We start from the raw sequence: 13,125 nt of genomic DNA, 5'->3' as shown, positions 1-13,125 counted from the left end.
GTTTATGCGCGAATGTTCATCATCTGCCGGAATGCGGTTGCGCAAGTGCCTCCAGCACCGGCAGGGAAGCGGCCAAACGATTCCAGTTGAATATCTCGATCATATGCACTGCCGCAGCGGGGATGCGCTGCATGAGGACGGCTGCGGTCTGCGCCTGCCCGGGCGTAAAAGCCGTGAGGGGCAGATGCCGGTCGCCGTCGCCGGGGGCGCTCCAGTGCGTCATGGTCGCCTGCTCTGGCAGGGTCGAAACCAACAGGTTTTTTTGACCATAGCCCAGGAGGTGCCCTACGTCCAGACACAGGCCCAGTCCGTGATCCTGAAGAAATCCCTGTCCAAGGCAGGTAATATCACTGTGGGCAACGTTTTCCAGCAACAACTGAATATCGCAGCAGTTTTTCCAGTGATGCGCAAAACCTGCCAGCAGGCGGCGTTGCACTTGCGGCGATCCTTGGGGCGGGTGCAGCACGGCGCAGCGCGGCTGAAGAAAAGCCGCCTTGCCAAGCACGGCATGGGCCAGGCGGGCGGCAGCGCGGGCAGGATAGGCGGCAGTACTCTTGCTGGCGGGCCAGGGCAGGTCAACGGGCAGATGCACATGCCAGCGCAGGGGCAGGGTTTCCAGATCGGGCGGCAAGTCCTGCGGCCCGTAGTTCAGGCAGGACTGAGCTTCAAAAAAACACAGACCTACCTCGTCCACCTTGCCAGCCAGAAAGCGCGCGTTTTCCGCCACTCCGGCGGGCAGCACAAAGGACGGAGCGGCCAGACGGCCTGCAAAGCGTGCGGGCCGCAGATGCGGCGTGTCTGGCTGGAGCGTCTGGTCGCCTGAATCTCGGGACATGGGGGTGTTCCTTGTGGGCGGCATGTGGCGTCGGCATGCAGCCACCATGCGCAAAGGGGGAGATTTCTGGAAAATCTCCCCCTTTATCATTCTATAATCGCAGGAGGCTACACCAGTTTGGTGCTGCTCCAGCCGTGTTCCTTGGCTGCTGCTTCGGTCTTGGGGCCACCCAGTACGCAAGTGGATCCGTTGCGTGCAACCTCGGCCAGCACCTCGGCAAATTCGCGGAAGTGCTTTTCGGTGGTGGAAAGGATTTCCTCGCGCATGAGGGCGCGGGCTGCATCGGTATCGTCCGTGAGCCAGCGCGAGAGGGACTGGGCACCCTTGGCGTCGGGCAGCAGGTAGCTGTCCAGATCGCCCACCGCACCCACTATGGCCTGGGTAAGCTGGGCCTTGTCCGGGCTGAAGGTGCGCAGGTATTCGGCCATGCCGTCAAAGGCCGCCAGGGTGTCGTCCACGTTGGGGTCGCGGTATGAGGCGCACACAAGGGTGCCGCCAAGGCGGTCAAGATTGCAGAACGCGCCGTACGCGCCTCCGCGCACGCGCACGCGCTCCCACAGGTAGCCCATGCGCAGGCTGCGCAGGATAACGCTGGCCGAGCCGTGGTACACATAGCCCTGATCATAGATGTTGGCGGCCTTGCCCACATAGTTGATCTGGGCCGGAGCAATGAAGGCTTCGCCCTTGGGCAGTTCCAGAGGGGCGTTGCCAAAGTCCGTTGCCGCTCCTGCCCGTGCGGGTGAAAGCGAGCGCAGCAACTGGCGGGCTTCCGTTTCTACCAGTGCGAGGCCCTGCGCCTCCGCGGTGCAGTCCATAACAGCGCCGGGCCGGGCGATGATGCGTGAGCGCAGTTCTTCAAGATCGTTCAAAACAGACTGCGGGTCCGTGTCCATGCGTTCCAGCAGGCCGCGTACGCTCTCAAGGTAGCTCAGGCCCGAGGTGCGCTCGGCAATGGCGCTTGCGCCGTTGAAGCGCGCCCGCAGGCGGGCGCTGACCGCCGCATGCCCGGCGGACTGCAAGCCGTGCTCCAGCCGGGCCTTGCCTTCCAGCAGCATCTGGCCCAGACGTTCGCGCAACACGTCGGCGTCCGTCAGGGGTTCCAGCAGAATCTCGCGGGTCAGGGCAAAGAGGTCAGGCAGCTTGTCGTACACGGCCTTGCCAGACACGCCAAGGTAGCCAAAAGTCTTGCGGCTGCCGCGCACAAGGCCCACCAGCGTTTCTGCTCCAAGGCCGCCCGTTTTTGCGGCCATGAGTGCGCCAAGCTCCGTAAAGTCGCGTTTGGCGGTGCCTGTTTCGGTGAGGGAACGGGCAAAGAGCGGCAGCAGGGGCACGAGCCTGTCCGGTACATTGGCAAGGGGCAGCAACAGGGTTGCGTAGGCAATGCCCTGTGTGGGCAGCTCGTGCGTCAGGAACGTCTCGGGCAGTTCTGCCACTGCGCGGGGCAGCAAGGCGTTTTCACGCGGCAGGTCTTCAATCCCCAGGGCCGGGATGGTCGCAAGAGCCTCCGGGCTGTCGGGCGCGCTCTGGGCTTCCATGAGGCGGGTGGTTTCTTCCACCATCCTGGCGCGGGCCTCGGCACCGGCGGCGGCCTGTACGGCGTCCACGCGGGCCTTTTCCGCGTCTTCGCGGGCTTTGCCCAGTTTGGTGTCGGGCAGCAGCACCACGGTGGCGCGGTGCTCGTTGTTGAGGAACCAGTCCTTAATCGCCTGTTCAAATACGGGTTCGCCAGCCACAATGCGGGCTTTGAGGGCGTTGAGCGGGGCTTCCCACGCCAGCGGGGCCAGCGGGTCTCCATCATACAGCCATGTGGTCAGCGACTGCACCATGGCCGAAAGCCCACGGGGGAAGCGCCCGGAATTGTTTTCACGGTAGGCGAATTCCACGCTGTTGACGGCGGCTTCCACTGCCGAGCGGGGGATGCCTTCTTCCGCCAGTTGGGCCAGGGTGTCAAAAATGAGCAGTTCGGCCTGCTGCACATCGCGCGGGGCCACGCCCTTGAGACCGGTAGAGTAGTACATCTGGCGCAGGTCAGTCTCCAGCCCGCAGCCGGTGGTGTCTTCACCAAGGCCGGAGGCGATGAGCGCCTTGCGCAGGGGGGAGCCGGGCAGGCCTTCAAGGATATGCTCGAGCATTTCCATCAGCAGGGCCTGATGCACGTCCCCACGCTCGCCCAAAAGCCAGTTGACCGTGAACAGCGCGCGTTTTTCGCCCTTGGAGGCGGCATAGGCCACTTCAATCTGGCGCGGGGTTTCCAGGCGCGGCTGCAAAGGCACGTCGGAATTGACCGGTCGGGCCGTGTAGCCCTCAAGCGCGGCTGCCGTCAGACGCAGACGTTCGTCTTCCGGGTCGTCGCCCCAGAAGAAAAAGCGGGCGTTGCTGGGGTGGTAGTAGCGGCTGTGAAAATCGTAAAAGGCCTCGTAGGTGAGGTCGGGGATGTTTTCCGGATTGCCGCCGGAATCAAGGCTGTAGAGCGTATCGGGGAAGAGCGCCTGCTGGCTCTGCTCCGCGAGGACGGAATCGGGCGAGGAGTAGACGCCCTTCATCTCGTTGTAGACCACGCCCTTGTACGACCACGGGCCATCGGGCGTTTCGGCCTCCACGTGCCAGCCTTCCTGCCGGAAGATATCTTCATCGATGCGCGGGTGAAACACTGCGTCTATGTAGACGTCAATGAGATTGTAAAAATCGCGCAGATTGCAGCTTGCGATGGGGTAGCAGGTCTTGTCGGGAAAGGTGAAGGCGTTAAGGAAGGTTTGCAGCGATCCCTTCATCAGTTCCACAAAGGGTTCCTTGACGGGATATTTGTCCGAGCCGCAAAGAACGGAGTGTTCCAGAATGTGGGCAACGCCTGTGGAGTCGGCTGGCGGCGTGCGAAAGTTGACGCCAAAGCACTTGTTTTCGTCAGAGTTATTAATGGAAAGCAGTTGCGCTCCCGTGGCCTCGTGCCGCCACAAACGGGCGGTGCCGTCCACTTCGTGCAGATGCTGTTCTGTAAGAAGAGTGAATCCGTGCTTGTTCATGATGAATCCTGAAGTGTTGATGTGCAGCGCCGCTTGAGGCGCAGCGTGAACTCTAACTATAAGTATAGATGCGCCGTTTGAAAAGGGGCGCTGCCAGCGGGCGCGTCATGCCCGGCTTGTGACCCGGCTCCCGGCGTGATACTGAAATCAGCCCATGCCCTTGCGCGGGGCCGCAAATTTTTGATTGAGCGAGATGATATGAACATGAACTGCAAGTCCTGTACAGGCGGGTCTGCACTGGCGGAAAAGCTGGTGCTCTGGTACATTCCTCTGGCTTTTGCCGCCTTGTTCATATGGGGCAGCGTGTTGCAAATGCGCAGCTTTGTCATCAATGATGCGGATTTTGGCTACTTTATTACGCAGATCTGGCGGGTCTGGAACGGCTGGGACTGGCAGGCTCCTTTTTCCAACGTCTATGAGGGTAAACCCTTTTACGCCCACCATTGCACCCCCCTGACGGCCCTGCTGGCCCCCCTTGTGGGGCCGTGGAAGAGCCCGTACCCCCTCAGCGTTCTGCAAGGCGTGGCGGTGGGGGCAATGGCCTTTATTCTGCCCCGGCTGGTGCGCACCCTGCATGAAGAAGCGGAAGGCGATACGCCTTCTGGCAACTGGGTGTGGACGGCAGGTTTTGCGCTGCTTCTTTTCTTTTTTTTCCGTCCGGTGCTCACGCCGTGGTCGCGGCAGGTTCACTACACAACGCTCGTCACGCCCATGCTCATGCTGGCCGTGCTCATGCTGCACAAGCGCCGCTGGTGGGCGCTAGCCGGATGCTGCCTTGTGGTCTTTCTGGCGCAGGAGCGCGCCGCGCCCAGTATTTTTTGCCTGGGCATGTATGCCTTTTTGCTGTTGGGGCAGCGGCGTGTCGGCGCTATTTTATGCCTGTGTTCCGGCCTGTGGTTTGTCACGGTCACAAAGGTATGGCTGCCCTACATGCGCCAGCTTGCAGGCGCGGGCACGGGCTATGCCTTCAGCCATTTTGTAGATGTGCGCGGGCAGTGGGATCTCAAACTGCGATACTATATCCAGTTGTTGGCGTACTCGTGGTTTTTGCCCCTGCTTGGGCGCAAGGCCTTGCTCTGCCTGCTGTGCACGTTGCCCTATCTCGCCATGGTGGCTGTTTCCGGCTACAGCCAGATGTGGGCCATGGCCGGGCAGTATGAGGATTTGCCCGGCGTGTTTCTGATGCTCGCCATCTGCCACGCCTGCATGTGGGTGCAGGGCAAACTGCGCCCCGCATTGTGGAAAAAGCTTCTGCCCGCCGCCGGTGTGGCGATGGCCGTCATCATGCTCGCTACGCAGACGGGTTGGTATAATCCGGCTGTGACAGTGGCGCGGCTGCTGCAACACCCCGAGGCGCAGTCTTATACGCGCCTGCGCGAAGCTCTGGGGCAATTGCCGAACTTTCCTCCGACTGTGCGCGTGTGGGCGCAGTCCGGCCTTGGGCCGCACGTATTTTATCCCTATCAGCGCTATATCGCCGACATATCGCATATGGACGGGCCGCTAGGCGACAGTGTGGTGATGATTTCACCCTATGCGGGCACGGCCTATCTTGCGGGCGGCGGGGGCGGGGTATCACGTGGGGAATTTGAACGGGCGGCAGCGTTTTTTGACGCGCATCCCGATCTTGTCCGCGTAAAGAACAGTGATGTTCTGGTCATTTATGCAGGAAAGGGGCTGAGCGAAACCCAGCCTGAGCTTGTGCAGGGGCTGAGCCGTTAGGCTGATCTGCGGTTTGCGCGGAAATTTCCGCATCAATGCTTGCTATTCGCAAGGTGATAGTGTATTGACTCCCTTTCCATCAAGCACACCCAAAGGCAGCGGCCCGGGGTGCCCGGTGGGACGGCGCGTGTGGCGTCGTCCATTTTTTGCGCCCAAGGACGGCTTGTCCCTCCTGGGTGTGGACATCGGGTTGCAGGGTCAGGGCATGGGTGGAAGAAGTTAACCCTTTGGAGGAATCCCAATGGCTTATGTCAGCATGAAGCAAATGCTGGAAACCGGCGTGCATTTCGGTCACCAGACCCGCCGCTGGAATCCCAAGATGCGTCCTTACATCTTTGGCGCCCGCAACGGCATCCATATCATTGACCTGCAGCAGACCGTCAAGCTGTTCCGCGTCGCCTACGACAAAGTGGTCGACACTGTTGCCAAGGGCGGCAAGGTGCTGTTCATCGGTACCAAGCGTCAGGCTCAGGAAGCAGTGGCCGCTGAGGCTGGCCGCGCCGGTCAGTTCCACGTGACCAACCGTTGGATGGGCGGCACGCTCACCAACTTTGTCACCATCCAGAAGAGCGTGGACCGTCTGAAGAAGCTGGAAGCCATGTTTGGCGACGGCACCATCAATCGCTACCAGAAGAAGGAAATTCTGCTTCTGGAACGCGAAATGAAAAAGCTCGAGGAAACCCTTGGCGGTATCAAGAACATGGACCGCATTCCCCAGCTTGCCTTTATCATCGACCCGCACCGTGAAGACATCGCCGTCAAGGAATGCCGCAAGCTCGGCATCCCGATCGTGGCCGTGACCGACACCAACTGCGATCCCGATGTCATTGACTACATCATCCCCGGCAATGACGACGCCATCCGCGCCATCAAGCTGTTTGTGGCTGCTTTCGCCGAAGCCTGCATGGAAGGCGAAGCCATGAACAAGGATCACAAGGGCGAAGCCGTCAACGCCGAAGAAGCCATGCAGAAGGCTGAAGCCGCCGCTCCCGCTCCGGAAGCCGCTCCCGCCGAATAGCAGGCCTTTCCATATTCCGTATCCTGGGGGCGGCGCAACCTGTAAGGGCTGCGCTGCCCCCGTCTGGATGAAAGATTGCGCGCCGCGCTTCGCGGAGGCCGCGCAACCGATCAGGCATTTACAAAACTCCGGCTTGGGGCCGGACAGCGTGTGGAGTATACTATGGCTATCACTGCACAATTGGTTAAAGAACTGCGCGACATGACCGCCGCAGGCATGATGGACTGCAAGAAAGCCCTGGTGGAAGTGGAAGGCGACCTGGAAAAGGCCGTTGACTGGCTGCGCCAGAAGGGTATGGCCAAGGCTGCCAAAAAGTCTGGCCGCGCCACCAGCGAAGGCCTCGTGACCGTGGCCGCCACTGCCGACAACATGCACATCGCCATGGGTTCGCTGCTTTGCGAAACCGACTTCGTGGCTCGCGGCGATCAGTTCCAGACCATGGCCACCCGCGTGACCCAGGTTATCCTTGAAAAGGCTCCTGCCGACGCCGCCGCTCTTGAAGCCCTCCTGGGCGAAGAAGTGACCCAGCTCATCGCCTCCGTGGGCGAAAACATGCAGCTCGGCAAGTTTGCCCGCTTCAGCAAAAAGAGCGCCAACGATGTGGTGGGTCAGTATGTCCACGCCAACAGCAAGATCGGCGTTCTTGTGTACCTGACCTGCGGCAAGGCTGAAAGCGCCGCCAAGCCCGAAGTGCTGGAACTGGCCAAGAACCTCGCCATGCAGGTTGCCGCCGCCAGCCCCCTGGCCCTTGACGCCGCCAGCCTTGATCAGGCAGCTGTGGAGCGTGAACGCGAAGTTTACCGCCAGAAGGCCCTTGAAGAAGGCAAGCCCGCCCAGATCGTGGACAAGATTGCCGACGGCGCGGTGAAGAAGTTCCAGAAGGAAGTGTGCCTCATGGAACAGCCCTACATCCGCGATGACAAGAAGACCATTTCCGACATCGTGCGCGAAACGGGCAAGACCATCGGCGACGAAATCACGGTTACCGGTTTCGAACGCATCCAGCTTGCTGCCGAATAGGCACAGCGCTGCGCCGGATTCCGGCACATAAGTGTACGCCTTCTGGCCAAGCACGGTTTTATGGGGGGCCTTTGGCCCCCCATTGCGTTTGACAAAGTCAACGCAACCAGAAATCATGCACTGACAGCGCCTTGCGGTGTTGTCGGGCGCGAATGGTTTCTTCAAATCCCGCCAGGCGGGAATTGCTGTCTGCTGGGGCCTCTGGCCCCTTTTTTATTACGGAAACGCGGCATGGCCGCCGGAGAAAATATGTGGGATCTGGCATGGGTAACTGACCCCGCAGCCTGGGCTGGCCTGGGTACGCTGGTGCTGCTGGAAGTGGTGCTGGGCGTAGACAACCTGGTTTTTATTTCCATACTTGTGAACAAGCTGCCGCAGGAAAAGAAGCGTCAGGCCTTCATGACCGGCCTTGGGCTTGCCCTGCTCATGCGTATGGTGCTGCTGGCCTTCATGGCGCGGCTGGTTGCCCTTACCGACCCCCTGTTTACCCTGGGGGGGCACGGCTATTCTGCCCGCGATCTTATCCTTATGGCTGGCGGCGTGTTCTTGCTGCTCAAGGGCACAATGGAACTGCACGACAGGCTTGAAGGCCATGCGGGCAGGTTCGATACCAGCGGGCCGCAGGCTGGCTACTGGCAGGTGATTTTTCAGATCATCATTCTGGATGCCGTGTTTTCGCTGGATTCCATCATCACCTCCGTGGGCATGGTGGACCATGTGTTCATCATGATGCTGGCGGTGCTGGCTGCCATGGTCATCATGGTGCTTGCCGCAGCCCCCCTGCTGGAGTTTGTGGAGCGTCACCCCACAGTCATTGTGCTGTGTCTGGGATTTTTGCTGATGATCGGTCTGAGCCTGCTGGCCGATGGACTTGGCTACCATATCCCCAAGGGCTATATGTACGCGGCCATTGGTTTTTCCGTGCTGGTGGAGACCTGCAACCAGTGGGCCTTGCGCAGCCGCCGCAGGCGCTACAGCATGCGCGACATGCGCGAATCCACGGCGCGGGTCATTCTGAACCTGCTCGGCGGCGGCGTACCCGGCGGCGGCGAGGCCCAGCTTGAGGCGGCGGCGCTGGCTGGTGATGCCGGGGGGCAGCTCTTTGCTCCCATGGAGCGGGACATGGTGGCCCGTGTGATCCGCCTTGGCGGGCGCACGGCGCGTTTTATCATGATTCCGCGTCAGCGCGTGGACTGGCTGGACAGCAATGCCGACCGCGCCACGGTCACGCGTTTTGCGGCTGCCTCGCGCCTTGCATGGCTGCCTGTGCAGCGGCGCGATACGGACGAAGTGCTGGGCGTGGTGCACCCCGGTGAAATCCTGCAACAGGAGCAACAGGGCATAGGCAACCGCGAGTGGGATCTGAAGACCTACGTGCGCCCCGCGCCCACCATATTTGAGCACACGCCGCTGACGACCCTGCTGGAAGATTTTCGTACAAATCCCGCGCCGCTGGCCTTTGTGCGGGATGAATACGGCAGTGTTGTGGGCATCATCACCCCCGCGGAACTGCTGAGCGTGCTTGCGGGCCAGATGGGCGATATGCCCGCCGGGCCGGAGGTTTGCCGCAGGCCTGACGGCAGTTGGGTCCTGCCGGGGCGTCTTGCCGTTGACCTTTTTGCAAGCTGGCTTGGGGTGAGCCTGCCGCGCCGTCTGTTCAGCGCCACCCTCGGGGGGCTCATTATGGAGCGCCTGGGCCGTATACCCGAAAAAGGCGCGCGCCTGCGCTATCAGGGCTGGGATCTGGAGATAACACGCATGGATCGTCGCCGTATTGACGAGGTGCGCGCGGTCAAGCTGCTGCTGCCGCATACCGATGGCAGAAAGCGCAAAAAATAAAATTATTGGTCCGCACTGGTCTGATATGTTGACATCTTGCCGGGTGCCAGCGTAGGGTCTCAAACATGAGCATGAACACACAATCTTCTTTCCGCCACGTAGCGCTGCTATCCATTATGTGCGCCGTAGTAGTACGGTGTCACACTTTGCGCGCGTTCTGAGCAGGGAAGATCCAAGGTAGTATTGCAAACCCCGCCGGCGCGAGTCGGCGGGGTTTTTTAGTCCGCACCGCCGCCGACAAGCCTCACCATCGAAAAGGAGTCTTGCGGCGATGTTACGTCTTACGGGAGCAGAACTCACCATCCGCCTGCTGGAGAACCAGGGTGTCACGCACATTGCGGGCATCCCGGGCGGTTTCAATCTTCCTCTCTACGATGCCCTCGGGCGCAGTGGAACCATCCGGCATATCCTTGCCCGTCATGAACAGGGCGCAGGCTTTATAGCGCAGGGCATGGCGAGGGTTACGGGCCGTCCCGGCGTTATCTTTGCCACTTCCGGCCCCGGTGCTACCAATACGCTCACGGCGCTCGCCGATGCGCGCATGGACTCCGTGCCGCTGGTCTGCATCACCGGGCAGGTGCCCCTGAGCATGATCGGTACCGATGCCTTTCAGGAAGTGGACATCTACGGCATGTCCATTCCCGCCACCAAACACAACTTTATTGTGCGCTCCATTGACGAACTGCTGCGCGTGATTCCCGAGGCCTTTGCCATTGCCGCTGGCGACCGCCCCGGCCCTGTGCTGGTGGACATCCCGCGTGACGTGCAGGTGGCTGTTGCTGAATTGCAGGATCTGCCCGCCGCCGGAACCCCCGCGCCCATGCCGCAGCCAGACCCGCAGGCCCTTGCCCGCGCGGCGGAAATGATGAACGCCGCAAAGCGCCCCCTGTTGTTGCTGGGCGGCGGCACGTCTTCTCCCGAGGCCTCGGCGGCGGTGGTTTCCTTTATGGAGGCTCGCCGCATCCCCGCCGTCATGTCCCTGCGCGGGCTGGGCACGGTGCCGCATGGGCATGAGCTGGCCGTGGGCATGCTGGGTATGCACGGAGCGCGCGCCTCCAACATGCTGGTAGACGAATGCGACCTGCTCATGGTTGTGGGCGCTCGCCTTGGCGACCGCGCCACGGGCAGGCTGGACGGATTTTGCCCCAAGACGGGCCTTGTCCACATCGATATTGATGCCTGCGAGGTGGGCAAGCTGCGCATTCCGCAGGTGGGCATTACAGCGGACGCGGCAGAGGCTCTCACGGCCCTGCTGCCCCTGTTGCGCAAGACCGACCACGAGCCGTGGCTTGAGCGCGTGGCAGCATGCAAGGCGGAGCACGGCCTGCGTTTTGACCGCACGGATGAGGTCTGTTCGCCCTACGGCATCATCAGGCACGTGGCGGACGCCCTGCACGGCAAGGGCATTGTGAGCACAGACGTGGGCCAGCACCAGATGCGCGTGGCCCAGGCCTACCCCATGATGCAGCCCCGGCAGTGGCTCACATCCGGCGGGCTGGGAACAATGGGTTTTGGCCTGCCTGCCGCCATAGGCGCTGCGCTGGCAAAGCCGGAGGAAACCGTGGTCTGTTTTTCCGGCGATGGCAGCCTGCTCATGAATATTCAGGAAATGGCCACGGCTGTTGAAAATCAGGCCAACGTCAAGATTATCCTGTGCAACAACGATGGACTGGGGCTGGTGCAGCAACAGCAGGATCTGTTCTTTGGAGGGCGGCTGTTCGGCTCGACCTTTACGGCAGGCACGGACTTTGTGCGCATTGCCCAGGGCTTTGGCATGCCGGCCATCTGCCTTAACAACGAGCGCGACCCAAGGGCCGTGCTGGAAAAGGCCTTGGGCACGCCCGGCCCATGCCTGCTTGAAGTGCGCATGAGCGCAGAAGAAAAGGTTTTTCCCATGGTGCCGCCAGGAGCGGCAAACAGTCAGATGATAGAGGGGGTTAACGCATGAACGGTTCCGTGACGAGCGCGCTTACAACTTTGCACTTGAGCGTCAACAATCATCCCGGTGTGCTTTCGCACGTGTGCGGCCTCTTTGCTGGCCGCGCCTACAACCTTGAGGGCGTGCTTGTCACGCCGGAAGCAGACGGCGATACCTGCCGCATGTGGCTGGTGGTCAAGGACGATGGGCGTATGGAGCAGATTGTAAAGCAGGTGCGCAAGCTGCACGATGTGCTGGATGTGCAGGTGGGGCATGCGGAACCGACGGTTTTCAACCGCCTGGCCGGTTGCCTTGAATGCTGAATAAGAGCAGGGCGCGGTGCGTAACTACGTAACATCGCGCCTCGCGTAACAGGCTGTCCACGGGCTGCGCCCCTGTCTGCCTGCGTTTGATGGACGCGCGGGCAGATCGGGGCGCAGCCCTTTTTTATTCAGCCAGCAGGCTGGCCCCCCGCCCGCCGTCATAGGGCACGCGTTCAAAGACCTTGCGGCGCGGGGTCAGGCTGATGTGGTAGTACTGGTTTTGCGGAATGTAGATAAAGGGCACGTCTTCGTTGCGCTGCCGGAGAAAGAGCGAAAGCAGCACCCGGTTGATGGCCTGATGCCCCACAATGATCAGGGGTGCATCCCCAGCCAGAAAAAGCGCCCGCCGCAAACCGCGTTGTACCCGCTCGCGCAGCAGGGCGTAGCTTTCTCCATTGGGGTAGGTGTAGGTGTACTTGCAGGCGTTGCGGCCTTGGGTGACCTCGGGCATGCGTTCGCGGATTTCACTGTAGAGCATGCCCTCGCAATCGCCCGCCCAGATTTCGTCAAATTCCTTAAAGGCCATGGCATGCGCTTCTGGCCGTTCGGTCAGCAACGGTGTTGCCGTTTCGTGCGAGCGTATGCGCGTGGAGGTAAACACCCACTCAATGGGCTTGTCGCGCAGGTGGGCGGCAAGCGCAAGCGCCTGGGCGCGGCCCGTGGCTGTGAGCGGCGGGTCGCCGCCGATGCGCCCCCGCAGGTTGAATTCCGTCTGCCCATGGCGCGCCAGATACAGGCACTGAATCCACACGCTGACAACCATCTCGCGGATAGCGGGATAGTAGGGTGAACTTTCGCAGGGGCGCTCGTCCAGAATGCGGTTGGCTGTGGAATCAACGCGCAGCCAGTATTTTTCGTCCTGCAATGGCTCGTAGATGGTTTCATAGTAGCTGATGCGCTTCATGAAGCTGGCAAGGGCCTCTTCTTCTGTATACGAGGCGTATTCCGGCAGGGTGGTCTTGCGGCGTATGCAGGCATTGAGCAGCAGTTGGTCTTCGTTGACGCATTCCACAAAGAGTACCGGGTAGTCGGTGAGCGTGGTTTCTATGAGGTGCCTGCGTGCGCGGCTGACGTTGGTGGCGTCAAGAATGGCCACCTCGCCGTCTTTGGCCAGCCATTCGCGGGCAATCTCCATGTTGCGCATGCAGATCATTTCGCGCGCTTCACGTCCCAGCTTGTTGTTGGGATCGTAAAAATTGGGGTCGGTGGATTCCGCGCCAATGAGCGCCCGGCGCATGTCGCCGTTATTGAACAGCTTTGCGGCAATGCCCTCGGTCACAAGCCCATCGCGGATGCGCTTTGCCAGAGTGGATTTTCCCCTTGCGGGCAGACCGACCATGGCGACATAAAGTTTCTGCATACGACCTCCGTTGCAGCATGGTAGGAGAAAAGAGAAAAAAATAAAAGAACTCTGCGGGATGGGGCGGGTC

The 13,125-nt window shown here is 61.1% G+C and carries 9 protein-coding genes; 6 read left to right on the top strand and 3 right to left on the bottom strand.

All coding sequences use genetic code 11. The annotated features are described in order from the left end of the window. Nucleotides 1-19 precede the first annotated feature (19 nt). Entirely contained in the window at nucleotides 20-835 is an 816-nt protein-coding gene (gene cbiR / locus NE637_RS10955; protein WP_227118937.1) for a cobamide remodeling phosphodiesterase CbiR, read from the bottom strand. 107 nt (nucleotides 836-942) lie between these two features. Further along, on the bottom strand, nucleotides 943-3,855 hold the full coding sequence (locus NE637_RS10950) for an insulinase family protein (RefSeq protein WP_227118935.1): 2,913 nt from the start codon (nucleotides 3,853-3,855) through the stop codon (nucleotides 943-945). A 204-nt stretch (nucleotides 3,856-4,059) separates the two neighbouring features. Between NE637_RS10950 and NE637_RS10945 the strand changes: the two genes are divergently transcribed. From NE637_RS10945 to ilvN, 6 genes are all read left to right on the top strand, one after another. Then, nucleotides 4,060-5,577 (top strand): DUF2079 domain-containing protein, encoded by a 1,518-nt coding sequence (locus NE637_RS10945; protein ID WP_256267733.1) that lies wholly within the window; start codon nucleotides 4,060-4,062, stop codon nucleotides 5,575-5,577. Nucleotides 5,578-5,818: 241 nt separating this feature from the next. After that, entirely contained in the window at nucleotides 5,819-6,595 is a 777-nt protein-coding gene (gene rpsB / locus NE637_RS10940; protein ID WP_192112210.1) for a 30S ribosomal protein S2, read from the top strand. Nucleotides 6,596-6,757: 162 nt separating this feature from the next. After that, nucleotides 6,758-7,615 (top strand): translation elongation factor Ts, encoded by an 858-nt coding sequence (gene tsf / locus NE637_RS10935; RefSeq protein WP_227118932.1) that lies wholly within the window; start codon nucleotides 6,758-6,760, stop codon nucleotides 7,613-7,615. Between the two features lie 249 nt (nucleotides 7,616-7,864). Next, entirely contained in the window at nucleotides 7,865-9,454 is a 1,590-nt protein-coding gene (locus NE637_RS10930; RefSeq protein WP_192112212.1) for a TerC family protein, read from the top strand. Nucleotides 9,455-9,725: 271 nt separating this feature from the next. Continuing rightward, entirely contained in the window at nucleotides 9,726-11,402 is a 1,677-nt protein-coding gene (gene ilvB / locus NE637_RS10925) for an acetolactate synthase large subunit (RefSeq protein WP_227118930.1), read from the top strand. Beyond that, entirely contained in the window at nucleotides 11,399-11,695 is a 297-nt protein-coding gene (gene ilvN / locus NE637_RS10920) for an acetolactate synthase small subunit (protein WP_022657648.1), read from the top strand. Before ilvB ends, ilvN begins: the two co-directional genes overlap by 4 nt. 124 nt (nucleotides 11,696-11,819) lie before the next feature. Here ilvN and NE637_RS10915 read toward each other — a convergent pair whose 3' ends face one another. Continuing rightward, nucleotides 11,820-13,055: a bifunctional nucleoside/nucleotide kinase/histidine phosphatase family protein gene (locus NE637_RS10915; RefSeq protein WP_192112214.1), complete on the bottom strand. Its 1,236-nt coding sequence runs from the start codon at nucleotides 13,053-13,055 to the stop codon at nucleotides 11,820-11,822. Nucleotides 13,056-13,125: the final 70 nt, after the last annotated feature.

Source organism: Desulfovibrio desulfuricans, assembly GCF_024460775.1.
Lineage (GTDB): Bacteria > Desulfobacterota > Desulfovibrionia > Desulfovibrionales > Desulfovibrionaceae > Desulfovibrio > Desulfovibrio desulfuricans_E.
This window is presented reverse-complemented; position numbering and strand designations above follow the sequence as displayed.